Raw genomic sequence first — 24,038 nt, forward strand, 5'->3', positions numbered from 1 at the left:
CCATTCTAAGAAGACGTGTTTGTCTTGCGATGCGCCACACGCTGAGCGCGGTAAATACCGTTATGGCCCGAGCACACATAGCTCATCACGCAGGCCAGCGCGGCAAACACACCGATCTCTGCACCAAACAGTTCCATCGCCATTAAGGTCGAGGCAATAGGTGTGTTGGCCGCTCCGGCAAATACCGCCACAAACCCCACGGCAGCGAGCAAAGCAAACGGCACATCTAACAAGGGAGCCAAGGCATTGCCCAAGGTCGCGCCGATGTAGAACAAAGGCGTCACTTCACCGCCCTTAAAGCCAGACCCCAACGAGGCAATGGTGAACACCATCTTGCCCACAAAGTCAGTCGGCGCGAGGGGATGAGCAAACGCCTCCACCATCACGGGAATGCCCAAACCGATGTAGCGGTCAAAGCTGCCCCACATCACCACAGCCGCTATCACGGCGCCGCCCAACAAGGGACGCAGCGGTGCGTAGGCAATGTGCTTTTTCATCACAGCACTCAGCGCGTGCGTGCTGTCTGCAAACACCTTACCTGCCAAACCAAATGCGCCACCCGCCACCACCATGGCAGCCAACAACCAAGCTGTGATTTGAGGCACCAAACCCACCTCGTACTGGGTGTGTTGCACGCCCCACAGCAAACCCACTTGATCAGCCACTACAGCGGCAATCACACAGGGCAGCAACGCATCGAGGCGCATACGGCCAATGGCCAACACCTCCAGCGCAAACACAGCACCCGCCAACGGCGTGCCAAAGACGGAAGCAAAACCCGCACTGATACCGGCCATCAACACCATGCGACGGTCCACATGGTTGAGCTTGAAAAAGTGTGTGAGCTGATCGGCCAAAGCCCCGCCCATTTGCACCGCTGTGCCTTCACGGCCTACGGAAGCGCCAAACAAGTGAGAAATGACCGTGCCACCCAACACAAAAGGCGCCATGCGCAAAGGCACGACTTTTTTAGGGTCGTGAATTTCGTCGATCAACAAGTTATTGCCCGCCTCCACGTGCTGACCAAACTTGAGATACAACCAACCTACAAAGAAGCCCGCCACAGGCAAGCCCCAAATCAGCCATCGGTTGGCTTCGCGGGTCTGGGTAGCCCAATCGAGCGAGAAGAGAAACAGGGCGGATGCAGAACCAGCTAAAACAGCCACCACAATCGCCAAGAACATGGCCTTGATGATGTATCTGAATAGCGCGATCAACGCTTGGCGGTCAAACAGGTGCATGGGGCTATTTTCGCCCATTCACCGGTACGCCAAATGGTCACATAAAACCTTTTAAACCTGTGTAGATTGACATGGCTGTCGTGCCTGCGGCCACCAGACTTCCACCCACCTCTTCCAACTTCTTGATGGTGTCCTGAATGTCTTTTGGCGAGGACTTCCCTTTGGTAAAGCCCGCAACCAAAGCCATCAAAAATGGCGGCTCTTTCTTCGTACGTACACGATGCTTGCGGTGGTACGACATGCCCCCCAGCAACATGCCCGTCAAAAAGCTAAAGGTGATACTAGCTGCGTACTCAATGAATTCGCGCCACTCCACCATGCTTTGCGGCAGAACTGGCGTTTGATCCACCCATCCTGTAATCGCACTCATGCCAATGACGGATGCCACAGCCAATACAGCCGTCCCCATGAACCAAGCCAAAATCGAACGCTGGCGTGTTTTGAACAAGTAAATACCAAAAGGCAAAGGCAACACCATCGACACAATGCGCAGGTACAACATATTGATGTCGTACACCACCGTCACCAGCGCATGCGCAAGCAGCAAAAGCGCCAACGGGATGAAGATGAACTGGCCAATGTCCGCCAGCACTCGCCAAGGTGTCGCCAGTCGGATTGCAACTTGAGCCCGCTCAGCGGCTAGCAAAGACTCAAGCTCTTCAACCCGTGCCTTTAATTCGACAGGGTCCTGATATTCCGCCAGTTTGTCCTCTAGCTCTTTGACTTTTTCAAGCAAGGGCCGGAATAAATACAAATCACGCGTGCACACCTTGCACACGTTCGCCTTTTCATCAACCGGACTCAGGCAGTACACGCACTCCATTACTTACCAACCACCAGATTCATCACAGTGCTGGACTCTCGACCATCCACATCTTTGACTGTGATCTTGACCGAGTGTTCACCCGGAGGAACTTCGGCCTTGGCAAAGTCAATGCCGTTCTCGGTGATTGCGTCTTTGAGACGAGGTGTCAGGTCTACCGCAGTGGCTTTGAGGTAAGTCACCTTCACAGCCGAGGCATCGATCTTGTTGCCACCTCGACTTTCAAACACCACTTTCAAATCAAAAGGGCCCTTGATTTCTGGCGCAGTCACATCGGGCGAGATGACCTTGATGCCAGGTCCGCGCGCAATGCCACGTGTTTTCAATTCGCCACTCGCAGCGGGCATCTGAGCTTCCTTAGGTGTGATCAAAGGCGCTGCTTGCAGGGATGCAGACCCCAGCGCAAGCACCACAGCGATCACCCCAATGATTTGATTTTTTTTCTTCATACAGATTCCCTCTTTTCAACAATTAATTGCCAACCATCGTGAATGGCGCCCAAAACAATGGATGCGCATAGGTGTAACGCGACTTCTGATCGTCAGGCACCCCCTCATCCAATAACTTCAAACTCGCCAACTGCAAAGCTCGGGGCTTGCTCATATCTCGCTCTTGCGCATAGCGTTTGAACAAGTCTGTCATCAACTTGCGAGAGGCCTCACTGTCTACAGGCCAACTTGATACCAAGATCGCTCTTGCCCCTGCAAAAAAGAATGCACGCCCCAAGCCAGACAAAGCCTCCGCACCTTCGCCCTCACCCGCCGCAGTGTTACACGCCGATAAAACAACCCAGTCCGCATCTAGCTTCAACGTCAAAATTGTGTCCACTTTCAATAGGCCATCGCCTTTTTCATTGCGCACTTCAGGGTTTGTCAATGCCAAGGCTGGTTGCGTCAAGCCATCAAGTTCGCCTGGAACTAAGCCATGGGTAGAGAACATGACTACTTTGCGGTTGGATAGATCAACTTTCAGCACCTCGTCCAAATTCGCACGTTTTTGCAAAAAGATGTCGCGCTCAGGTTGTACGTTAAAAACTTTGGAAATCTCCAAAATTTCTTCATTCGTATCCGGTAAACGCGGCAACATGCTGACCTCGGCAGAGCTCACGCTAGACGTGTTGGGAGAGTTTCTCAGACGCAGCGGTACACCACGAGAAGCCAACTGCGTGCCAGAGGTGGAAGCGGCCGCATGCTGACGATCATCGAGCTTAGCTTGCTCCACACTGAACAGCGGATCCCCAAAACCTATGAAGTCCAGTCGTCCCTTTTTAGGCTCTGGCAATCCACGTAAGGCATTCAGCGATGTCGCAGAGGGCGCACTGACAATGGCATATTGACGAATCAACCAAGGCGCATCCTTGTAGTTCGCAAAAAGCTTGTCTGGTGTACCTTTGAGCTGAAACGGTGCTGTGGTCAATACCCCCAATGGCAATTGCCCAATCTCGTCATGTGGCACAACCACAAGCGTGTTCTTGCCTGTAAACGCAGCTTGTACGGGCTTGAACAGCGTGTCATACATGCGAGCAGACAACTGGAAGTCAAACTGAGGAATATCTCCAATCGTGGCAACTCCCGGATCGAGTGATTTGCGAATTTGGGTGACGCTCTTGCGCACCTCTGCTTGCCCGATCGCAACCGACTTAAACATCGGTGCGCCTTGATGATTCACAGCCCAGACATAACTGGTGTGCTGACCCACAAACCATGTGACCATGGTTTCGTTCGGCTTGATGAGCTTTTGGATCTTTTCAAGGGTAATCGGTCTTGGGCTGACCAACTCCGCATACTCAGGAAAATCCAAAGCAATCAAATGAGCAGCATGTTTTGCCTCTTTGCGCAGCTGCTCAATATCAGCTTTCATCTTCGCCTGAATCTGTGGCAACTGCTCACTGACCGGCTGCATCGAGAGTTCTTTGCTAAAACGTGTCAAGAAAACAATTTGCTGATTCAAATCTTGCTCTTGACGAACTAACTTAAGCAAGCGCGGATCCGTGATGTTGGCGCGCGCCGTACTGGCACTGAGCGCGCGTTGCACATTGCTGCTGCGCGCTAAGTCCCCCAATGCAAAAGCCTCACTCGCCAACTTTTGACTTGGATTCTTGTCATATGCACGAGACAAAACACCTAGATATGACTCGACATAGCCAGCCAAAAACTTCTTCTCTTTGGATGAAATGCCATCAGAGTCTGAGGAAACCTCGCGTTCTTGCTCAATGAGATCGTTGATAGATGACGTAAATAACTGTTGAGCAGAATCATCTTTGCGTTGTTCTGCTAAGGTAACAGCCAAAAGCAACTTAGATTGTGTTGTCTCTTTGGAAGACTTACCTGTACGTGCTTCACTCAAAGCAACCAACCGTCGCGCCGCATCTTCAGCGCGAGACAACTCAGAAGTTCGAACCAACGCCAAGACACGATCAGGGCTATCTAGATCGACAAAGCGAGCCGTCTCAGAATATGTCTTTAAAGTTGCTTCGAGCTCGGTGTAAATTTTCAACGCTTCGGCAAATCTGTCATCGGCAATCAAAGCCGATGCCATCGTTTTTTTAGTCATCGCCAATTGAATTGATTCGTCTGTGACGCCCGACTCTTTCAATCCGAGCAATGCTTGATTCAGCAAATAAATGGCATCTTTATTTCTCTCTCGTGACAACATCACAATTGCCAGCTGTCGCAGTGCCCTGGCCGTAGAAACAGAATCTTTGCCTGTACGAGCCAAAGACATCTTCAATGCTTCTCGAGCGTAGTATTCAGCTTCATTGACCTTGCGCAACTTGATCAGCGTTGCACTTAATTTGCTATGGAAATTTTGCAAAGACTCTTTCGGACCATTCATATTTGAATTAATCCTCTCGTCGGATCCCAGGCCTGGCGCACGCTCAGTATCACCAGTGGATATCACCATCGCTTCCATGCCTTTGATGTATGGCGCAAACAAATCAATGATTTTTCTCAGCGTAATTTCAGCCTCTAAAAAATGGCCGCGTTGAAAAGCCAATTCAGCTTGTGCTGATAAAAAACTTGTGGTCCAAGCTGGGCCAATCAGAGCGTAGTTGGGTGCTCGTTTCAGCGACGTCAAGACAGCGCCAGCATCTCTGAGATGTTTTTCAGCTTTTTCAAAATCGCCAATTTGCGCATACGCTTGGGATAGGCTGGAGTTGTACCCAACCAACAAACCCGAGTAGCGATCAGGTACTTTTTCTAAGAGGGCTTCAAAACGCGCAATCGCTTTTTTTGAATTGCCAATTTGCATTTCAGACTGAACCAATTCAGCAGTCACCTGAAACTGTTGTTGCGTCCCCACCTTGGCATGCTCGAGTGATTTATTGAGCAAATCTACCCGCAGATTGATGCGACCCAATCGTTGCGCAGCCTTCGCTTGAAAGTAGTAATGGCTGTATAAATTCTCTGTCGATGCATCCTGAGGAGGAGCTTTGCTGAGAAGTTTTATGTCATCGTCTCTGGATTTGTTATCTGCTGATGTTTGATTTAGCAAAGCCACAATATCCTGAATTCCTTTCGGAACAGATACTTCTGCTTCCAACGCTTGTGCTGCCGCAACGTAGCCGACTGAGGTTGCGATCAGAAGACCAAATGCAAGACGAACAAACACTTTGAAAAAAGTTCTCTTCATTTTGGAATCCTTTTTGCGGGGATCTACGTATAGAAAAGCTAAATATAACTTTCATCGTGTGTTAACTGCTAAATATCTTCAACAACCCAAAAATGCACTCCTAAAGTATCTATATTTAAATTAAGTTTTTAGATGCAAATAATTACGAATTGAAATGAAAAAAGCCGTTCAATACTGAACGGCTTTTTGGGGTGCTTTTTAGGCTTGGCGGAGAAGGAGGGATTCGAACCCTCGGTAGGGTCGCCCCTACGCTTGATTTCGAGTCAAGTACATTCGACCACTCTGCCACTTCTCCTGATTCGGTGTCGTTTGTCGAAGCTGCAATTCTATCAGGGGCGACGTGCGCCAGCGCCACCCAAGGGCTGCACCACCACGCCTGCACCTGCGGGTGCACCGACTGCGCTACCCACAAGGCCAACCGTCATCGAGGCCAATGAGCCGCTGAACAAACCACTGTCTTCAATCTCAATCGTGGCGGAGCGATCTGCACGCGTGAAGACGAGCAAACTCTTTTTGCCGCGTACCGAAGCCACCATGGTCCAACCTTGACGAGGCAACTGCTCGGCATAGAAGTTGTAGCTGGCATTGGCATCGGTCGGTATCTCAAACACAGCACGCCCTAACCACGCTTCACCCACCCCAAAGATCAAAGACTCCGTGGTGCGCAACTTGGTTCCTGCTGGCATGGGCATGCGACCAAATTGGTCCACGCTGGGACGCTGAGCATTGTCTGAGTTGTTTTGCGAATCGCCGGTTGTGCCGCATGCAGTCAGCAACGCTGTGGCCAACAAGAGAAGTAGTTTTTTCACAGCGTGCATTCCTTCGAGTTTAGGAAATTGGATCAACCGCGCAATTCCGCCACACCACCCATGTAGGGGCGCAGCGCTTCAGGCACACGAATACTGCCGTCAGCTTGTTGGTAGTTTTCGAGCACGGCCACCAAAGTGCGGCCCACAGCCAAGCCTGAACCGTTCAGGGTGTGCACGAGTTCGTTTTTGCCTTGGGCATTTTTGAACCGCGCTTGCAAGCGACGTGCTTGGAAGGCTTCGCAGTTCGACACCGAGCTGATTTCGCGGTAGGTGTTTTGAGCAGGCAACCACACTTCGAGGTCGTGCGTTTTAGTCGCGCCAAAGCCCATGTCGCCGGTGCACAGCAACATCACGCGGTAAGGCAAACCAAGTTTTTGCAAAATGGTTTCGGCGTGCTGCGTCATTTGCTCTAAGGCTTCATAGCTCTTGTCGGGGTGCACGATTTGCACCATCTCCACTTTGTCGAACTGGTGTTGGCGAATCAAACCGCGTGTGTCGCGCCCTGCGCTGCCCGCCTCTGAACGGAAGCATGGTGTGTGTGCGGTGAGCTTGATCGGCAGATCGCTTTCAGCCATCACCACGTCGCGCACGAAGTTAGTCAAGGTAACTTCGCTCGTTGGAATTAGGTAGTGATAAGACTGACGCGCGCCAGCAATTGACAACGCTTCACCAGAAGCAGCTAGAGCCGCGACTTCCTTTTCGGATGGAGCTGTTAAACCAAACGGAACTTTGAACAAGTCTTCTTCAAACTTGGGCAACTGCCCCGTCCCCAGCAACGAATCGCGGTTCACCATATAAGGCGTGTAGCACTCGGTATAGCCATGTTCTTGGGTTTGCACATCGAGCATGAACTGTGCAAGAGCACGGTGCATACGAGCAATTTGGCCCTTCATCACCGTAAAGCGTGAGCCCGAGAGCTTGACGCCCATTTCAAAGTCGAGGCCCAAAGGCTCGCCCAAGTCCACATGGTCTTTAGGCTCGAAGCCCAAAGGTGCGGGGTCTTGACCCGTAGGACTCCAACGACGCAACTCTTTATTGCCAGTTTCATCCTCCCCAACAGGAACGCTTTCATATGGGGACCCAGCATCCGCAACGAAAGGCAAGTTGGGCACAGCCAGCAACAAGGTTTGCAGCTCCGCTTGCAACGCGTCTAAGCGCACAGCCGAGGTGTCAAGTTCAGTATTAATTTTGGCAACTTCGTCTTTTAGCGAAGCAACTCTCATGTCATTCGCATCAACCACATCGTTTTCTTCTGCCGCTACCAAACGAGCTCTTTGCCCCATCAACATGCCAATTTCTTTAGACACTTTATTGCGTTGACTTTGCAGCTCTTCGGTGCGTGTCTGCAAGGTTTTGCGCTCGGCTTCTAGCGCTTGGTATTTGTCCACATCCAAAAAGGCTTGCGGCTTTTTGCGGCTTTCGAGTTTGGCAATGACGCTGGGCAAATCGCGGCGCAGTTGGTTGATGTCGAGCATGTACTTCGTCCTTCGTATTTTTATTTCAGTCCCTTGGGGAGCGGGAATTTGATGGTTTCTTGCACGCCATCGAGCGTGCGCACCGACACCGCGCCCAAAGCGCGCATGCGGGCAATGACTTGTTGCACCAAGATGTCAGGGGCCGATGCCCCCGCAGTCAAGCCGACGCAGGTTTTACCTGTGAACCACGCTTCTTGGAGTTCATCCGCGTTGTCCACCATGTAGCTGGGTACGCCAGAGCGCTCGGCCACATCGCGCAAGCGGTTGCTGTTAGAGCTGGTGGGGCTACCCACCACGATGACCATTTCCACCGCTTTGCTCAGCACCTTCACCGCGTCTTGGCGGTTTTGCGTGGCGTAGCAAATGTCTTGCATCTTGGGTTTGCGAATGTTGGGAAAGCGCGCCACCACCGCCTCGGTGATGTGCGCTGCGTCGTCCACACTCAAGGTGGTTTGCGTCACCACGGCCAAGCGTTCCGTTTGTTTGGGTTGCACCTTGGCCACGTCTTCAACGTCTTCGACCAAGTAAATGCCGTCGAGCAACTGGCCCATCGTGCCCTCAACTTCGGGGTGGCCTTTGTGGCCAATCATGATGAACTCAAAGCCTTCTTTGTGCAGCTTGGCCACTTCCACATGCACCTTGGTCACCAAGGGACAAGTGGCATCAAACACGTGAAAGCCTCTGCGTGCTGCTTCTTCTTCCACCGCCTTGGGCACACCATGGGCGCTGAACACCAGCGTCGCGCCTGCGGGAACTTCGGCCAAGTCTTCGATGAAGATCGCACCACGGCTTTTGAGATCAGCCACCACAAAGGTGTTGTGCACGATTTCGTGACGCACATACACGGGTGCGCCAAACTTCTCAAGCGCCCGCTCCACGATGTCGATGGCGCGGTCCACGCCCGCGCAAAAGCCACGGGGTTCAGCCAAGACGATTTCTTGCAAGCTCATGTCAGAGCACACCAATCACTTGCACTTCAAACGTCACCGGCTGGTTGGCCAGTGGGTGGTTGAAGTCAAACAACACCGCGTCGTCAGTCACCTGCTGAATCGCGCCGGCAAACGAGCCCTTGCCCGTGGGCGCAGGGAACTGCACCACATCGCCTACGTTGTATTGCTCATCGGGGTCGCCAAACTCTTTGAGCAAGTTCTTGCTCACCCATTGCTGCATGTCGGGGTTGCGTTCGCCAAAGGCCTCGCCTGCGGCCAGTTCAAACGTGGTGTGCGTGCCTTCAGCCAAACCCAACAAATGCTGCTCCAACGCGGGCGACAACTCGCCCGAACCCAGCGAGAGCGTGGCAGGTTTGTCGTTGAACGTGTTGATCACGTCGCCTTGCGGTCCCGAAAGCCGATAGTGCAGCGTTAAAAAAGAATCGGGGCCGATGGTAGGGTGAGCGTTGGATGCAGTCATAGGACTCTTTTTGGTTGAACCGCCTATTGTAGAAAGCTCTCGCTATGGACCGAATGCCCGAACCCATGACCATTGCCCAGCTTCCGGCTGAGATGCGCCCCCGCGAAAAACTCCTCAAACACGGGGCCTCGGCGCTGACCGACACCGAACTGCTGGCCCTTTTTCTGCGCACCGGCATCAAAGGCAAAAGCGTGTTTGTGATGGCCCAAGAGCTGCTGGACCGCTTCAAGGGCTTTGCGGGCCTCATCCACGCCAGTGCGGCAGAGCTCAAAACCTGCAAAGGCATGGGCGGCGACGCCAAACGCTCGCAGCTGGTGGCGGTGCTGGAAATGGCCCGTCGCGCCTTGACGCAACAATTAACGGAAACCACCGTGATGAATTCACCCAATGCGGTGAAACAATACCTCCAACTCGAACTCGCCCAACTCAAACACGAGGTCTTTGCAGTTTTGTTCCTTGATGCCCACAACCGCCTGTTGTCGTACCAGCCCATGTTTCGCGGCTCGCTGTCGCAAACCATGGTCTATCCGCGCGAAGTGGCCAAGACCGCCCTCGCCTTGGGCGCAGACGGCGTGGTATTGGCACACAACCATCCGGGCGGCACGGTCAAGCCCTCACAAGCTGACATGAAACTCACCCGCACCCTGCAAGAAGCCTTGGCACTCATTGATGTGACTGTGCGCGACCACATCATCGTGGCGCAAGGCAAGTATTTGTCGATGGCTGAAGAGGGGCTGCTGTGAAAGCCAAATCGTTGCAAGACTTGGGCGCGATTCGCAAACAAGTGAATGACGCAGCCAAAGCAGCTGCCGCGGCCGAAGAAGCCCGCAAAGAAGCCGAGCGCCGCGCCGAGGCAGAGCGCAATTTATTCACCCATGCTGTGGGTAACGTCAAACCCATCGCAGCAAAGCCCCGCGTGCTGATCACGCCACAACGCCCTGCCGCACGTCCCTTGCAACAAACGCTGGACGACCAAGCGGCCTTGATCGAGAGCATGAGCGACGAGTTTGATGTGAGCACCTTGCTCGACGTAGACGACCAACTGAGCTTTCGTCGCCCCGGCATTGGAACCGACGTGACACGCAAACTACGCAAGGGCGAATGGAGCATTCAAGGCCAGCTTGACCTGCACGGTCTGCGTAGCGACGAAGCCCGCGAAGCCGTAGGCCAATTTGTGCGTGATGCCAAACGCATGGGCTGGCGTTGCGTGCGCGTGGTGCACGGCAAAGGCTTGGGCTCGCCCGGCAAAGAGCCAGTGCTCAAAAGCAAAGTACAGCGCTGGCTGGTACAAAAGCAAGAAGTGATTGCCTTTGTGCAAGCCAAGCCTTCGGACGGCGGTGCAGGGGCGTTGGTGGTGTTGCTGGGGCCAAGCGCCGCATAAACCGCCAGCGCTTGCACAGCATTGACGTCAGAACGTGACGTCTCGGTTACGCATCCAATCTGCAGTTTGGAAAAAGCTGGCTTTCAAACGGGTGCGCAGCTCTTCGGGTACGTGTGTTTCACCCATCGCTTGGTCCATGCATGCGACCCACTGGTCGCGTTCTTTGATGCCGATGGAGAATGGCATGTGGCGCATGCGCAAACGTGGATGACCGTGCTTTTCAATGTAGTAATCCGGGCCACCCAACCAACCGCACAAGAACATGAACAAGCGCTCGCGGGCGTTGGACAAATCAGGGCCGTGGGTTGCGCGCAGCTCTAGATATGCTGGCTCTAAATCCATCAAGTCGTAAAAACGATCCACCAATAGTTTGACGCGAGGCTCGCCCCCGATCCATTCAAACGGCGTATCAAAAGGTGGCTTTTCTTCGATTTGCATAAGGCTGATTGTCGCGCCAATCGATCAGGGTAAGGTCAAATGTTTGGCAGCTTCGCGTACCGTCAGGCCAGACAACCGTGTGCGGTGTTCCACCAAAAAGTGCGTCACAGCTTGTGGATTCCACCGTGCATAGTCGCGCAGAGCCCAGCCGATGGCTTTGCGGATGAAGAATTCTTTTTCCTCGGCCAGCTCCTGTGCATAGCCAAACAAGCGAGCACTGTCAGTGTCTAAGCGCCAACCGAGCTGGTGCAGCATGGCTGCTCGGCGTACCCAATGACTAGGGTGCTTGAGCCACGGGTCCATCACTCTGGCGGCATTGGGTTTTTGCTGCACGGCCACATGCATCACCTCGGCGATGACCGCACTTAGGCCATCCACGGTTTCCCACCAAGGCTCGCGCAACAACAGTGCCTGTAGTGCAGGCAAATCATTCACACAGAGTTGCTGGCTGTGTTGACGCAGCAAATCCACCGCGGTGTAACGGTACTCACGTTCGGGTTTTTGCCACAGCAACTCAGCAGCGGCCAACAAATCAGCCGAGCTTTGCCACTGCACTTTGCCTATGCTTTTGGCCGCTGCGCGCCTAACGGGCGCTGGCAAACCCAAGAATTCAAACTGGTTGAGCAAGTAGGCTTTCATTTGCTCAGCCCTGACCGCATCAGCCAAAGGTGTGAGGGCGTGTTGAACCGCGAGCACAAACTGCTTGGGCTTCATGGCTTGCTTAGACGTCATCGCCACCTTCAAGACGCTTGCCGCAAGGTCTGCACCACGGGGCGGCGCAGCACATCGCGCAAGCCCCACCAGCCTGCGGCCAAGGCCAGTAACGCACCCACCATGGCCCCAAGCAAAGGCACCCATAGGCTGGCCGTCCATTCAAACTCAAACGCAAAGCGGGCTAACCCCCAGCCCATCAACATGGCCACACAGGTGGCCAGCAAACCAGCCAGTGCGCCAATGCCTGCCAACTCGGCGCGTTGCACATTGGCCAGCAGTTGATTCGATGCACCCAAGGCGCGAAGCACCGCGTATTCACGCGCACGTTCTTCACGCGTCGCCGTCACTGCCGCAAACAACACCACCAGACCCGCTGCCAAAGTGAACAAGAACAAAAACTCCACCGCACGCACCACTTGACCGAGCACGCTTTGCACTTGATTCAAGGTCGCGCCCATGTCTACATTGGTGACGTTGGGAAAACGGTTGATGAGTTGGTTGTCAAACGATGGTGTGGGCTTGTCCGTCGCGACCGCGCGCTGTGGTGCACGGAAAGCCGCGATGTAAGTGGTGGGCACATCAAAACCAGCACCGGTGGTCATTCGGCTGACGGGATACATGACAAAGAAGTTGGCACGCATCGAAGCCCAGTCCACACGCCGCACAGAGGTGATGCGTGCTTCGTGCAATACACCGGCCATGTCAAAGCGCAAGGTATCCCCCAGTTTGAGTTTCAAAGTTTTGGCAATGCCTTCTTCAATGCTCAAACCATCTGCTTCTTCCGCTTGCCACGCGCCCGCGACCACTGTGTTGTGTTCAGGCCTGTCGGCGCTAAAGGACACATTGAACTCTCGGTCTACCAAACGCTGGGCACGCTCTTCGGTGTAACTGTCAGGCGTGACAGTGTTGCCGTTCACTGCCACCAAACGTGCGCGAATCATGGGGTACCAGTCGAGCTTGCTCACACCGGCATCGCGCAGGGTTTGCAAAAATGTATCGGTTTGTGTGGGCTGGATGTTGATGACAAAACGATTGGGGGCATCCACTGGCGTCGCATTGCGCCAGCTACTGATGAGATCGGTACGCAGCAACACCAACAAAGCCAGCGCCAACAAGCCAACGGCCAGCGCACTCACCTGCACCATGGCATAGACGGGGCGGGCACTCACCTGTCGTGTCGCCAGCATCAACCAAGGCGGCGCACTCCCCTCCACCACGCTGCGGCGCAACACCTGCACGGCCAACCAAGCCATGCCCGCAAACAACAACACTGCAGCTGCCCCCCCCCCCACCACCATGAGGCCGAGTTTCAAATCACGGCTCACCGCAATCAACAACAGTGCAAAACCTGCCAAGCCTAAGGCCCACACACTGAGCGTCGTGGCCTTGAGCTCACCCACATCGCGGCGTATCACGCGCAAGGGTGGCACGCTGGCCAGTTGCAACACGGGCGGCAAACCAAATGCAAGCAACAAAGTCAGACCAGCACCTAGTCCATACACCACGGGCCACATACTTGGCGCAGGCAAAGCCGTCTCGACCAAACCTTTGAGCAACGCCACGAACACCAAATGCACGGCATAACCCAAAGCCAAACCCAACGCGCTGGCAAACGTGCCAACCCACACAAACTCTGCGGAGTACGACAACGCAATATGGCGTTGACTCAGACCCAACACACGCAGCATGGCGCAGTCATCCAAATGACGTGCAGCAAATGCGCGTGCGGCCAGGGCCACTGCCACGGCACTGAGCAAAGCAGCGAGTAACGCCACGAGGTTCAAAAACTTACCCGCACGATCCAAGGTCTGGCGCATCTCAGGGCGACCTGCTTCGAGCGACTCCACACGCACGCCACGCACCTCTGGTTTTTTACTCTCGGCTTCAGCCCATGCCAAAAAGTTTTGAGTCGCGTTGTCTGCGCCAACCACGGCGTAACGCCATGTGACGCGACTGGCGGGCTGAACCAAGGCGGTAGCTTCCAGATCAACCGCGTTCATCAACACACGCGGCGCGAAATTCATGAAACCCGCGCCACGGTCGGGCTCATTCACCAACACGCGGCTGATGCGCAAACGGTTGTTGCCAAGCAACACGCTGTCGCCCACATCAAGGCCCAAGGCTTCTAAGCCTGAAACCTCCATCCACACCTCGCCACGCGCTGGAATACCTTTGATTTTTTCAGCCCCCAACTTGCCGCCGTCTTGAATGAGGTTGGTGCTGTCATGGTTGAGTTCAAGCTGCGCAGCAGCCAAGCTGCTAGCCACTGTGAGTTCACCACGCAAAGGGTAGCCCGCCTCCACGGCTTTGAGCGCTACCAAACGGCTGTTGCTCTCCGCACCGCTTTGCGCTTGTCCACGCGCCATGGTGGGAAAACTCAATGTCGTTACGCCTTGCAAGCCTTCAGCTTTGGCGCGCTGCACGATGTGTGCGGGCGTGGCTTGGTCGCTCACCACCACCACATCGCCCCCCAAGAGTTGGCGTGCATCACGTTGCAAACCACCATTCAATCGGTCCGCCAAAAAACTCACCGAGCTGAGTGCGGCCACGCCCAATGCCACCGCCACGACTAACAAGCGAAGCTCGCCCGCACGCGCGTCACGCCATAACGTGCGCCAAGCCTGCGTCCACCATGTCACGCCCGTGGACACCATGTGCTTGCCTTGACTCATGCGTTGTGCACCTTGTGCACGCCACCCACAGCCAGTTCAGGCTGCAACAGCAAACGCTCGTTCGCGGTGTAGGCAAGAAAGTGTTTGTTCGTCGCGCGGCCAATCGTGCACAAATTCAAACGGTTGGCCACGTCAAATCCCATTTGTGTGATGCCGCTGCGCGACACCACCACGGCCACGCCCATTTGTGCGGACTTCATCACCATCTCGCTGGTCAAACGGCCTGTGGTGTAAAAAATTGAATCGACATTGGCCGTCACGCCATTCATCCACATCCATCCGGCGATGGTGTCGATGGCGTTGTGACGCCCCACGTCTTCTACAAACATTTGCATGCGCTCACCATCGAATAAAGCGCAACCATGCACCGAGCCTGCAGACTTGTACGTGGTTTCTTGCAAGCGAATGGCATTGAGCACGGCATACAAACGCGCTTGGCTGATGCGTGCATCGGGCAATTCCAATGTGTCTATCTCAGCCATCAAATCACCAAACACACTGCCCTGGCCGCAACCCGTGGTGACCACGCGTTTTTCGGTGCGGGTCGCAATGTCAGCAATGCCGTGGCGCGTTTTGACAGCAGCCACGCCTGCGCCATCTTCGCCGGCATCCCAATCGACCGTGATGGACTCGACCTCACTGACATCGTTCACCAAACGCTGGTTGCGCAAATAGCCCAACACCAACAACTCGGGATGTTCACCCAAGGTCATGAGCGTGACAATTTCGCGCTTGTCCACATACACCGTGAGCGCACGCTCGGCAGGAATGGACACCTGCTCGTGCACGCCGTGCTCGTTGACGACATCGATATGACGGGTCAATTCGGTTTTAGCTTGAGTGAGGTGCGGCAGCACAGAAGAATCTAAGGACATAAGCTGAGTAGGCTACAACAAAAAGGGCCGCCACCTTGCGGTGCGGCCCAATGAACAGCAAGGCTGTATGGGTTACTTTTTCACCGGTGCAGCGGGCGCTACAGCTTTCGCAGGTGCGGCTGCCACAGCTGGGGCCGAAGCGGCAGCGGCTGGTGCAGAAGCGGCGGCCTCTGGTGGTGTGTAAACAAACTTGCCAGGGTCAGCACAAGGCGGTGTGGCCTCGGGCTTGCCAGCTTTTGCTTTGTTTGTTTTTTGCACATGCGCTGCCACTTTGTCTTGCGACTTGCACAGCAAGTAGGCATCCACTTTGGCTGTGTGCGCTGTTTTGGCTTTGGCTTCCTCAGCCTTGGCTTTGGCTTCGTCACTCAGAGGTGGCAATTTGGCAAAGGCCGTGGCGCTGACAGCGGCCAAGATCAGTGCAAAGAGTGCTTTGTTCATGCTTATTCTCCTATTCAGCGCGTCAAACATGCGCTGTGGTGCCCGAAGCTTCTTCGGAGCGGTGAGCTGGAATCTTGCCAGCCTTGATGTCGTCGTGCCAAAGTTCGTGATGCTCTTTGGCCCATGTTTCATCCACATAACCGGTTTTCATGGCTTTGTAGGCGCCTTCCATGCCAATGGTGCCCATGTATATGTGTCCCATGAACATGGCCATCATCAACACGGTTGCCACTGCGTGAATCATGTGCGCCATTTGCATGGTGCTGCGCTCGTACACAAGGAAAGGAATGACTTTATCCAGCACCAAGCCAGACGCCACCACCACTAAGCCGAGGCCAAACACACCCGCCCAAAACACCACTTTTTCGCCTGCATTGAAACGGTGTGAAGGGACTTCTTTGCCGCTAAGCAGACCACCGCCCTTGAGAATCCAAGTGATGTCTTCCTTGCTTGGCAAGTTGTCTTTCACAAACGTGATGAACACGATGGTGAGCGACACCGCGAAGAGAGGACCAGCAAAGTTGTGCGCGTTTTTCAGCATGTAAGTGATCCAGCCAAACAGCGTGTCGCCAATGATGGGCTGAATGATGAACTTGCCAAACGCCATGGTGAGGCCAGACAACGCCAACACCACAAAGGCAATGGCATTGACCCAGTGGGCTGAACGCTCGAATGGTGTGAAGCGTTCAATCTCCACGCCGGTGGGCGCACCGTGCATCATGATCATGCCCTTGCGCCAATAGAACAAGGCGATCGCGCCAAACACGATCAGGAGCAACGAACCACCATAAGGGATGATCCAGTTGTTGCGCACTTGCCGCCATGCTTCGCCACCGTTGGTGAGGCGTGAGCCAGGGTACTGAACGAAAGGTTGAATCAACACACCCGCCTCTGGGGCTTGTGACTTGGGCAAGCTGCTGTAGCCTTCCACGCCTTTGCCCACATCACGCCACATGGGCGCGTTGTTGCCGGGCTGGACTTTGCCACGTTCGCCATTGGTTTGCTCGGCGTAGCCAGGCGAATCGCTGGCGTCAGGCTTGACGTCTTGAATGTTCACGCTCTGCACAGCGGGGGCTGCTGCAGGCGTTTTGTCTTGTGCCACCGCCGACAGTGCAAACACTGTCAACGCTGCACACAACACCGATTGAAAAGAGCGGTACATGATGTGCCCCTTGGTTTACGGTGCGCGACTGTTGTCGTTTTGGCCGTATTGAGCGCGAGCGCGCAGGTGTTGCTCCCAGCTGTTTTTGTCGCCGGCGGTCCACCCCGTCGCCACGAACGCATTCTCAGCACCACTAAAGGCTGTGGCATCTTTTTTGGTACCAAGGGTTTGAGCTTTCTCACCGCAAGCAGTGAGTGCGGCCACGCTGAGCACCATGAGTGAAAGGCGTTTCATCATTTCTTCACTCCTTCGACCTTGGCAGGCGCTTGACCGGCTTGCTTAGAGCCGTAAGCCGTACCCCAGCCCCACACTTCAGCACCCTTGTTGCGTTTGACCACACGGTTGCGGAAGATGTCGGCCACCACGTCGCCGTCACCAGCGAGCAAGGCTTTGGTCGAGCACATTTCGGCGCACGCAGGCAATTTGCCTTCGGCCAAACGGTTGCGACCGTATTTTTCAAACTCGGCTTGGCTGCCGTTGGCTTCTGGGCCGCCGGCGCAGAACGTGCACTTGTCCATCTTGCCGCGCACACCAAAGGTGCCCTGGCTTGGGAACTGAGGTGCGCCAAATGGGCAAGCGTATGAGCAGTAGCCGCAACCGATGCACACATCTTTGTCGTGCAAGACCACACCTTCGTCGGTCTTGTAGAAGCAGTTCACAGGACAAACCGCCATACAAGGCGCGTCTGAACAATGCATACAAGCGACTGAGATGGATTTCTCACCGGGTACGCCGTCGTTCAAGGTGACCACACGGCGACGGTTCACACCCCATGGAACTTCGTGTTCGTTTTTACAAGCGGTGACGCAACCGTTGCACTCGATGCAACGCTCAGCGTCACAGATAAATTTCATGCGTGCCATATCAATTTCTCCTTAGGCGCGTTCGATGTTGCAAACGGTGGTTTTGGTTTCTTGCATCATGGTGACGCTGTCATAACCATAGGTGGTGGCCGTGTTGACCGCCTCACCTCGCACCACAGGCGCAGCGCCTTTGGGGTAGTACTTGAGCAGGTCTTCACCTTGCCAGCGACCAGAGAAGTGGAACGGCATCCAAACAGTGCCTGTGTCCACGCGCTCAGTCACCAACGCTTGCACATTCAAACGTGCGCCAGTGGGACTCTTCAACCACACGCGCTCGCCGTTGCGGATGCCACGATCTGCTGCGGTCTTGGGGTTGATTTCCACGTAGGCTTCTTGTTGCAACTCGGCCAACCATGGGTTGGAACGGGTTTCTTCGCCGCCACCTTCGTACTCGACCAAACGGCCTGAAGTGAGGATGAGCGGGAACTTCTCGTGCACCTTGTCAGCCATGTTTTTGTCTTGCACGGTTTTGTACAAGGTGGGCAGACGCCAGAACGCTTTTTTGTCAGCGTGTGTGGGGTACTTCTCCATCAAGTCAGGACGTGTGCCATACAAAGGCTCGCGGTGTTGTGGGATGGGGTCTGGGAAGTTCCACACCACGGCACGCGCTTTGGCGTTGCCAAAAGGATGGCAACCGTGGTTTTGCATGAACACACGCATCATGCCGCCGGAGTTGTCGGTCTTCCAGTTCTTGCCTTCGGCTAATGCTTTTTCGGCATCGGTGAGTTCGTCCCACCAGCCGAGTTTCTTGAGCAACACATGATCGAGCTCAGGGTAGCCCGTGGTGATGTCCGCGCCTTTGGAGTGCGAGCCATCTTCAGCCAACAGGTTTTTACCGTCTTTCTCAACACCAAAGTTGGCGCGGAAGTTACCGCCGCCATCCATGACGTGCTTGGAGGTGTCGTACAGGTTGGGCGAGCCTGGGTGCTTGAGTTCGGGTGTGCCGTAGCAAGGCCAAGGCAAGCCGAAGTAGTCGCCACCAAAGTCGTAACCGGTTTCTTTGTCTTTGCCGCCTTTGGACTTGAGGGTCTTGACGTCAAAGAGGTGCATGTTGCGCATGTGCGCTTTCAAGCGCTCTGGGCTTTGACCGGTGTAGCCAATGGTCCAGACCGACTTGTTGATTTCGCGCAAGATGTCTTCGACCATGGGTTCGTCCATGCCTTTGACTTTTTGCAGCTTGTAGTTCTTGACCAGCTCTGGGCCAAAGCCAAGCTTTTGCGCCAATTGATACATGATCATGTGATCAGAGCGGCTCTCCCACAAGGGCTCGATGACCTTCTCACGCCACTGAATCGAACGGTTCGATGCTGTGCAAGAACCGCTGGTTTCAAACTGTGTCGCAGCGGGCAACAAGTACACCGCGCGGTTGGGGTTGAGGTCTTCGGCCTTGCCGGGCATGGCTGCCATCGCGGCTGTGGCCGATGGGTAGGGATCAACCACCACCAACAAGTCGAGCTTGTCCATGGCGCGCTTCATTTCCAAACCACGGGTTTGTGAGTTGGGTGCATGACCCCAATAGAACACGGCCTTGAGGTTGCTGTCTTGGTCGATCAGGTCGTTCTTTTCGAGAACGCCGTCAATCCAACGCGACACGGTGATGCCAGGTTTGGTCATCATGCCGGGGTTGGCAAAGCGGCCTTTGAGCCAATCGAATTCCACACCCCATGCTTTGGCGAAGTGTTTCCATGAACCTTCGACGATGCCGTAGTAACCAGGCAATGAGTCGGGGTTAGGCCCCACGTCGGTTGCGCCTTGCACGTTGTCGTGACCGCGGAAGATGTTGGTGCCACCACCGCTCTTACCCACATTACCTAGGGCCAACTGCAAGATGCAAGAGGCACGCACGATGGCGTTACCAATGGTGTGTTGGGTTTGGCCCATACACCACACGATGGTGCCAGGGTTGTTCTCGTGCAGCATGGTGGCCACTTTGAGCAACTGCTCTGGTGTGACGCCGCAGACCTCTTCCACCTTGTCAGGTGTCCACTTGTCCATCACCTCTTCTTTGACCTTGTCCATGCCGAACACGCGGTCGTTGATGTATTTCTTGTCTTCCCAACCATTCTTGAAAATGATGTGCAAGAGACCGAACAAGAAAGCGATGTCAGAACCAGAGCGAATGCGCACGTACTCATCGGCCTTGGCCGCTGTGCGTGTGAAACGTGGGTCGACCACGATCATCTTGCAGCCGTTTTCTTTGGCGTGCAGCATGTGCAGCATCGACACAGGGTGGGCTTCGGCAGCGTTAGAACCAATGTACAAAGCGACCTTGCTGTTTTGCATGTCGTTGTACGAGTTGGTCATCGCACCATAACCCCAAGTGTTGGCCACACCGGCCACGGTGGTGGAGTGACAAATACGGGCTTGGTGGTCGCAGTTGTTGGAGCCAAAGTAGCTCACAAACTTGCGCAACAAGTAGGCTTGTTCGTTGTTGTGCTTGGAGGAGCCAATCCAGTAAACGCTGTCTGGGCCAGAGGTCTTGCGCAGCTCCAGCAACTTAGCGCTGATTTCGTCGAGTGCGGTATCCCAGCTGATGCGCTCGTATTTGCCGTTGACCAACTTCATCGGGTAACGCAAGCGGAACTCACCGTGGCCGTGCTCACGCAAGGCAGCACCTTTGGCGCAATGTGCGCCGAGGTTGATGGGGGAATCAAACACCGCTTCTTGGCGCACCCAAACGCCGTTTTCGACCACGGCATCCACAGCGCAACCCACAGAGCAATGGGTACACACAGTGCGTTTGACTTCGATCTTGCCAGCGCCGTCTTTGGACATGGCACCAGATGCCTGGGCTTTCTTCACCAAAGTGAGTTGCGTCGCAGCCAAACCCACGCCAATACCTAAGCCCGAACGACGCAAGAAGCCGCGACGATCCAAGGTAGGTAGTGCTTGCGACAAACCGCGTTGCAAGCGGCCTACAAACGCAGAACTGCCAACAGTTTGGGCAGTTGAATCGGATTTACGGGTCAACAACATGTGTATCTCCTTCAGACGCGAGTGGTCTGGTAGTAACGCTTGACGTGTTCACTCAAGCTGTAGCCGCCGCCGTTTTCGGGTGCGGGAGGAAGTTTGTTCATTTCAGCTGAGGGAGTGCTGAGACCAGGCATAGCTGTCACAGCTGCTGCGGCTGCGCCTGCAGCGGCAGCACCCATAAAAAAGCCACGGCGCGAGTGTGTCGCCTGGTCATTCAGTTTTTCTTTTGGCATGTCTAGCTCCTCATTGGATATTCTTATGCACGAGTTTGCATACTGTAACAATGTTGTGAGTTTGTCTAGGGCGGAATAACCACAATTCCGTCTAAAAAACAATCCCACCATTGGGTTATGTCACCTAAGCGTCATAACGTTCATCAAAAGAAAAAATAAATCCGAATTTTTAAGCCAACATGTCAAAGCCTTGCGCTTCAACACTGACAAACGCGCGAGTCAGCTCAGCCAGTGCAGCGTAGAAACGCGCGCGCGGCGTAGCCTGCAAAGCATCGCAAAACGCGGGCACCCAAGTTTGCACATGTGCAGCAAAAAATTTGGCTTGCTGCGTCAGGTTGGACACGGCCACGTCGTCGCCCGCCACCAAAAAGCGCATGACTTCAAACACGTACGACACATGGTCTTCGGTCTCAGACATGGTGGTGTCATCGCGACCTAAGCCCAGCGCTGTCAAGTCAGTGCGCAATTGCGCCAAAGGCTTTTCATTCAAGAAGCCAGTCAAAAAATGCGAGGCATACACATAGACCTCGGGCTTGCCCACGCCACCAAACAAAGTGTGATGTTCGTTATGAATGCTCTTGTCGTCCATGTCGCGAGCCACGCCCACGAGTTGGCGCCATGGCTCCTCCAAAAAGCCCCCCGAGGTTGGGGCATCGGTGGCCGCCACGCGCAACTGCGCCAGCAACTCAGAGCGCGGCGGGGCGTAGAACAACTCCGAAATTAAACCGTACAACTCGGCGCGAGCGGTTTCTTCGTCAAGGGCGGAAGACAAGTGAAGGTCAGTCATAAATGGCTTACAAAATTTTGTGCTCGTCGTCAGAAGAGTAGATGTCAATCACGCGGCAGTCGCCGCACATTTTGAGGCGCTCCAGCGCCTCACCTTGGAACATCGCGTGGCCTGCCAATTTGCCGATCATGGCCTCGATGCCTTTGAGCGTGCCAAAGGGTTTACCGCATCGCACACAGCCATAAGGCTGGGTTTCATTGAGCACGCGCACTTCTTTGCGTTGGGGCGTGAGTAACAAACGCGGCACGAGGTTGAGCGCTTTCTCAGGGCAGGTACTGACACACAAACCACACTGCACGCAGTTCTTTTCAAAGAATCGCAACTGCGGTGCTTGTTGGTTGTCTTGCAGCGCATTGGCAGGGCACGCGCTGACGCAGCTCATGCACAAAGTGCATTTATCTTTATTAACTTCAACCAAACCAAACGGCGCACCGTCTTTAGGCAAAGCCAAAGCTTCAGGGGCAGCTGCAGTTTTCAAGACGGGCGCGTGTTCTAGCAAGTGGTCAATCACCATGCTCAGCGTGCTGCGTTTTTCGGCCATCACCGCAAACGTAGCCGCAGGCACGCTGCAATTCAGACGCTGCTGGCCTGTGGTGAGGCGTTGCAGCTCGGCATCCAGCTCCATCGCTTGTGTGGCATGTACCAACTGCACAAGCATCTGGCCAGGCTTGGCATAGCCCAAGCCTTCAAGCATCGCCTGGGCTTGAGTCATTTGCGCCTTCAGTCCATCGGCATATTGCGGAGCCTCTTCAGCAGTTTGCAGAACCAACACTTGGGCTGCACCGTAAGCTAAGGCTGAGAGCCACACATCCAAACCTAAGCTGGCGGTGTGCCACAAAGACACGGGGATGACATGTGCAGGCAGGCCTTGCGCCACCTTGAGCTGCGCGGCGCGGCCTAGTTCATTCACCAAAGCTTGGCCCGCATCTTGGCTGTGCAACAAAATGACCGCATCTTTGCCACCTGCTTTTTGGTAGGTGCTTAATAGCGTTTTAAGCTTCGTTCCTTGCTCGCTCGCTCGCGGGTAAGCGTAAGTCAGTGCACCAGTGGGGCACACCGTGGTGCACGCACCGCAGCCCACACACAAATTTGGATTGACCTTGATTTGTTGGCGTGATTTATCAGAGCTGATAGCTTCAGCAGAGCAAATATCCACGCAGGCGTTGCAGCCTACTTTTTCGTTGCGGCTGTGCGCGCACAGTTTTTGTTTGTAGTCAAAGAACTTGGGCTTTTCAAACTCACCCACCAGCTCCCGTAAGCGCAGCAAGTTGGCAGGCGTTGCGCCACGGAAATAGCCTTGAGGCAGAGCGTGGCGTGTGAAAGCGCTTTGCTCACGCAGGTCGAGCACGAGGTCGAACTCTGCCGTTTCTTCTTGCGCTTCGCGCTGGAAGTTGATGGCGCCAATGGCCCCACATGCCGTCACGCAGTTGCGATGCGAGCTGCACTTGCTCAAGTCAATTTGGTAGTCGAGGCCAATCGCTTGCTCGGGGCAAACGGACACGCATGCGTTGCAACGTGTGCAGAGATCAAGGTCAATCGGGTTGTTGTTTTGCCAGGTGAGCTTGAACGCGCCCAGCCAACCATCCACGCGCACCACTTGCCCACCCAGCACGGGATAACGACGAGCTTGCGCACCGCCCGCCTCGCCAGCACCTTGGCTAAAGATCGTGATATTCAAGGTATCGGCCAGCAACGCCGCAGCTTGTTCGGCTGCATCAAGTGGCCCTACGATGAGCAAGCGCCCAGCACTTTTGAATGTCACCGTGGGCACAGGCTCAGGATCAGGCAAATGGGCGGTCGCTAAAAGCGCAGCGATTTTGGGCGAAGCATTTTTGGCGTCATGGCTCCACCCTCCTGTTTCTCTGATGTTGACAAACTTAATGACCGAAGTCTTGGCCTGAGCCTGTACCGCCAGCTCGCCAAACAAGCGTTGCTCTTGGGTACAGGCCACCACCACATCGTCCGTGCCTTGCACGGCTTGCACAAATGCTCCGGCCTCGCGACGGCACAACGCAGTGTGCAGCGCAAGTGACTCAGACAGGCTTTCGCCCAGTGCTTTGGGGTCCAGAGGTTGGGTTTGATTGCAGTCGCAAATCAGTGTGGTCATGCGA

At 54.7% G+C, this 24,038-nt stretch carries 22 protein-coding genes and 1 tRNA gene; 2 read left to right on the top strand and 21 right to left on the bottom strand.

What is annotated here, in order from left to right; translation table 11 throughout:
* Window positions 1–5: 5 nt before the first annotated feature.
* The 9 genes from QMG27_RS10440 to QMG27_RS10480 all read right to left on the bottom strand — a co-directional run bounded on the left by QMG27_RS10440 (window position 6) and on the right by QMG27_RS10480 (window position 9,391).
* The gene (locus QMG27_RS10440) at window positions 6–1,241 is read right to left on the bottom strand and encodes a voltage-gated chloride channel family protein (protein ID WP_281811099.1); all 1,236 of its coding nucleotides are present in this window, start codon (window positions 1,239–1,241) and stop codon (window positions 6–8) included.
* 37 nt (window positions 1,242–1,278) lie between these two features.
* Window positions 1,279–1,977, bottom strand: coding sequence for a hypothetical protein (locus tag QMG27_RS10445; RefSeq protein WP_281811101.1), 699 nt, complete (start codon window positions 1,975–1,977; stop codon window positions 1,279–1,281).
* Between the two features lie 86 nt (window positions 1,978–2,063).
* The gene (locus QMG27_RS10450) at window positions 2,064–2,513 is read right to left on the bottom strand and encodes a hypothetical protein (protein ID WP_281811103.1); all 450 of its coding nucleotides are present in this window, start codon (window positions 2,511–2,513) and stop codon (window positions 2,064–2,066) included.
* A 22-nt stretch (window positions 2,514–2,535) separates the two neighbouring features.
* A complete protein-coding gene (locus QMG27_RS10455) occupies window positions 2,536–5,697 on the bottom strand; it encodes a CHAT domain-containing tetratricopeptide repeat protein (protein WP_281811105.1) in 3,162 nt (1,053 codons plus the stop codon).
* Window positions 5,698–5,902: 205 nt separating this feature from the next.
* Window positions 5,903–5,992: transfer RNA gene (locus tag QMG27_RS10460), tRNA-Ser, on the bottom strand.
* A 34-nt stretch (window positions 5,993–6,026) separates the two neighbouring features.
* On the bottom strand, window positions 6,027–6,506 hold the full coding sequence (locus tag QMG27_RS10465) for a hypothetical protein (RefSeq protein ID WP_281811107.1): 480 nt from the start codon (window positions 6,504–6,506) through the stop codon (window positions 6,027–6,029).
* 32 nt (window positions 6,507–6,538) lie between these two features.
* The gene (serS, locus tag QMG27_RS10470; RefSeq protein ID WP_281811109.1) at window positions 6,539–7,981 is read right to left on the bottom strand and encodes a serine--tRNA ligase; all 1,443 of its coding nucleotides are present in this window, start codon (window positions 7,979–7,981) and stop codon (window positions 6,539–6,541) included.
* 20 nt (window positions 7,982–8,001) lie between these two features.
* Window positions 8,002–8,931: a 4-hydroxy-3-methylbut-2-enyl diphosphate reductase gene (gene ispH / locus QMG27_RS10475; protein WP_281811111.1), complete on the bottom strand. Its 930-nt coding sequence runs from the start codon at window positions 8,929–8,931 to the stop codon at window positions 8,002–8,004.
* 1 nt (window position 8,932) lies between these two features.
* Window positions 8,933–9,391, bottom strand: a complete 459-nt coding sequence (locus QMG27_RS10480) for an FKBP-type peptidyl-prolyl cis-trans isomerase (protein WP_281811113.1) — start codon at window positions 9,389–9,391, stop codon at window positions 8,933–8,935.
* A gap of 65 nt (window positions 9,392–9,456) precedes the next feature.
* On the opposite strand from QMG27_RS10480, the gene radC reads away from it, so the two are divergent.
* Both radC and QMG27_RS10490 read left to right on the top strand, forming a co-directional pair.
* The gene (gene radC, locus QMG27_RS10485; RefSeq protein WP_281814611.1) at window positions 9,457–10,134 is read left to right on the top strand and encodes a DNA repair protein RadC; all 678 of its coding nucleotides are present in this window, start codon (window positions 9,457–9,459) and stop codon (window positions 10,132–10,134) included.
* The gene (locus QMG27_RS10490) at window positions 10,131–10,772 is read left to right on the top strand and encodes a Smr/MutS family protein (protein ID WP_281811115.1); all 642 of its coding nucleotides are present in this window, start codon (window positions 10,131–10,133) and stop codon (window positions 10,770–10,772) included. Before radC ends, QMG27_RS10490 begins: the two co-directional genes overlap by 4 nt.
* Before the next feature lie 27 nt (window positions 10,773–10,799).
* Here QMG27_RS10490 and QMG27_RS10495 read toward each other — a convergent pair whose 3' ends face one another.
* The 12 genes from QMG27_RS10495 to QMG27_RS10550 all read right to left on the bottom strand — a co-directional run bounded on the left by QMG27_RS10495 (window position 10,800) and on the right by QMG27_RS10550 (window position 24,034).
* Complete coding sequence (locus QMG27_RS10495) at window positions 10,800–11,210, bottom strand: group II truncated hemoglobin (protein ID WP_281811117.1); 411 nt, start codon at window positions 11,208–11,210, stop codon at window positions 10,800–10,802.
* Between the two features lie 24 nt (window positions 11,211–11,234).
* Window positions 11,235–11,942 (bottom strand): DNA alkylation repair protein, encoded by a 708-nt coding sequence (locus QMG27_RS10500; protein WP_281811119.1) that lies wholly within the window; start codon window positions 11,940–11,942, stop codon window positions 11,235–11,237.
* 8 nt (window positions 11,943–11,950) lie between these two features.
* A complete protein-coding gene (locus QMG27_RS10505) occupies window positions 11,951–14,596 on the bottom strand; it encodes an FtsX-like permease family protein (protein WP_281811121.1) in 2,646 nt (881 codons plus the stop codon).
* On the bottom strand, window positions 14,593–15,471 hold the full coding sequence (locus QMG27_RS10510) for a formate dehydrogenase accessory sulfurtransferase FdhD (protein WP_281811123.1): 879 nt from the start codon (window positions 15,469–15,471) through the stop codon (window positions 14,593–14,595). The genes QMG27_RS10505 and QMG27_RS10510 overlap by 4 nt, the downstream gene beginning before the upstream one ends.
* A gap of 72 nt (window positions 15,472–15,543) precedes the next feature.
* On the bottom strand, window positions 15,544–15,909 hold the full coding sequence (locus QMG27_RS10515; protein ID WP_281811125.1) for a hypothetical protein: 366 nt from the start codon (window positions 15,907–15,909) through the stop codon (window positions 15,544–15,546).
* A gap of 22 nt (window positions 15,910–15,931) precedes the next feature.
* Window positions 15,932–17,071: a formate dehydrogenase subunit gamma gene (locus tag QMG27_RS10520; RefSeq protein WP_281811127.1), complete on the bottom strand. Its 1,140-nt coding sequence runs from the start codon at window positions 17,069–17,071 to the stop codon at window positions 15,932–15,934.
* 15 nt (window positions 17,072–17,086) lie between these two features.
* The gene (locus tag QMG27_RS10525; protein ID WP_281811129.1) at window positions 17,087–17,308 is read right to left on the bottom strand and encodes a hypothetical protein; all 222 of its coding nucleotides are present in this window, start codon (window positions 17,306–17,308) and stop codon (window positions 17,087–17,089) included.
* Window positions 17,305–17,934, bottom strand: a complete 630-nt coding sequence (gene fdh3B / locus QMG27_RS10530) for a formate dehydrogenase FDH3 subunit beta (protein ID WP_281811131.1) — start codon at window positions 17,932–17,934, stop codon at window positions 17,305–17,307. Before fdh3B ends, QMG27_RS10525 begins: the two co-directional genes overlap by 4 nt.
* 12 nt (window positions 17,935–17,946) lie before the next feature.
* Entirely contained in the window at window positions 17,947–20,910 is a 2,964-nt protein-coding gene (locus QMG27_RS10535) for a formate dehydrogenase subunit alpha (RefSeq protein ID WP_281811133.1), read from the bottom strand.
* 11 nt (window positions 20,911–20,921) lie between these two features.
* Window positions 20,922–21,140, bottom strand: a complete 219-nt coding sequence (locus tag QMG27_RS10540) for a formate dehydrogenase (RefSeq protein ID WP_281811135.1) — start codon at window positions 21,138–21,140, stop codon at window positions 20,922–20,924.
* Window positions 21,141–21,309: 169 nt separating this feature from the next.
* Window positions 21,310–21,927, bottom strand: coding sequence for a molecular chaperone TorD family protein (locus QMG27_RS10545; protein WP_281811138.1), 618 nt, complete (start codon window positions 21,925–21,927; stop codon window positions 21,310–21,312).
* A 7-nt stretch (window positions 21,928–21,934) separates the two neighbouring features.
* The gene (locus tag QMG27_RS10550) at window positions 21,935–24,034 is read right to left on the bottom strand and encodes a 4Fe-4S binding protein (protein ID WP_281811140.1); all 2,100 of its coding nucleotides are present in this window, start codon (window positions 24,032–24,034) and stop codon (window positions 21,935–21,937) included.
* Window positions 24,035–24,038 lie beyond the last annotated feature (4 nt).

It is taken from the genome of Limnohabitans sp. MORI2, assembly GCF_027925025.1.
GTDB lineage: Bacteria > Pseudomonadota > Gammaproteobacteria > Burkholderiales > Burkholderiaceae_C > Limnohabitans.

Coding starts and splice junctions, on each gene's coding strand:
- QMG27_RS10495 (WP_281811117.1), bottom strand. CDS start 11,210: ATGCAAATCGAAGAAAAGCCACCTTTTGATACGCCGTTTGAATGGATC.
- QMG27_RS10510 (WP_281811123.1), bottom strand. CDS start 15,471: ATGTCCTTAGATTCTTCTGTGCTGCCGCACCTCACTCAAGCTAAAACC.
- QMG27_RS10450 (WP_281811103.1), bottom strand. CDS start 2,513: ATGAAGAAAAAAAATCAAATCATTGGGGTGATCGCTGTGGTGCTTGCG.
- fdh3B (WP_281811131.1), bottom strand. CDS start 17,934: ATGGCACGCATGAAATTTATCTGTGACGCTGAGCGTTGCATCGAGTGC.
- QMG27_RS10545 (WP_281811138.1), bottom strand. CDS start 21,927: ATGACTGACCTTCACTTGTCTTCCGCCCTTGACGAAGAAACCGCTCGC.
- QMG27_RS10515 (WP_281811125.1), bottom strand. CDS start 15,909: ATGAACAAAGCACTCTTTGCACTGATCTTGGCCGCTGTCAGCGCCACG.
- QMG27_RS10480 (WP_281811113.1), bottom strand. CDS start 9,391: ATGACTGCATCCAACGCTCACCCTACCATCGGCCCCGATTCTTTTTTA.
- QMG27_RS10540 (WP_281811135.1), bottom strand. CDS start 21,140: ATGCCAAAAGAAAAACTGAATGACCAGGCGACACACTCGCGCCGTGGC.
- QMG27_RS10535 (WP_281811133.1), bottom strand. CDS start 20,910: ATGTTGTTGACCCGTAAATCCGATTCAACTGCCCAAACTGTTGGCAGT.
- QMG27_RS10520 (WP_281811127.1), bottom strand. CDS start 17,071: ATGTACCGCTCTTTTCAATCGGTGTTGTGTGCAGCGTTGACAGTGTTT.
- QMG27_RS10440 (WP_281811099.1), bottom strand. CDS start 1,241: ATGCACCTGTTTGACCGCCAAGCGTTGATCGCGCTATTCAGATACATC.
- radC (WP_281814611.1), top strand. CDS start 9,457: ATGACCATTGCCCAGCTTCCGGCTGAGATGCGCCCCCGCGAAAAACTC.
- QMG27_RS10525 (WP_281811129.1), bottom strand. CDS start 17,308: ATGATGAAACGCCTTTCACTCATGGTGCTCAGCGTGGCCGCACTCACT.
- QMG27_RS10500 (WP_281811119.1), bottom strand. CDS start 11,942: ATGACGTCTAAGCAAGCCATGAAGCCCAAGCAGTTTGTGCTCGCGGTT.
- QMG27_RS10505 (WP_281811121.1), bottom strand. CDS start 14,596: ATGAGTCAAGGCAAGCACATGGTGTCCACGGGCGTGACATGGTGGACG.
- serS (WP_281811109.1), bottom strand. CDS start 7,981: ATGCTCGACATCAACCAACTGCGCCGCGATTTGCCCAGCGTCATTGCC.
- ispH (WP_281811111.1), bottom strand. CDS start 8,931: ATGAGCTTGCAAGAAATCGTCTTGGCTGAACCCCGTGGCTTTTGCGCG.
- QMG27_RS10550 (WP_281811140.1), bottom strand. CDS start 24,034: ATGACCACACTGATTTGCGACTGCAATCAAACCCAACCTCTGGACCCC.
- QMG27_RS10455 (WP_281811105.1), bottom strand. CDS start 5,697: ATGAAGAGAACTTTTTTCAAAGTGTTTGTTCGTCTTGCATTTGGTCTT.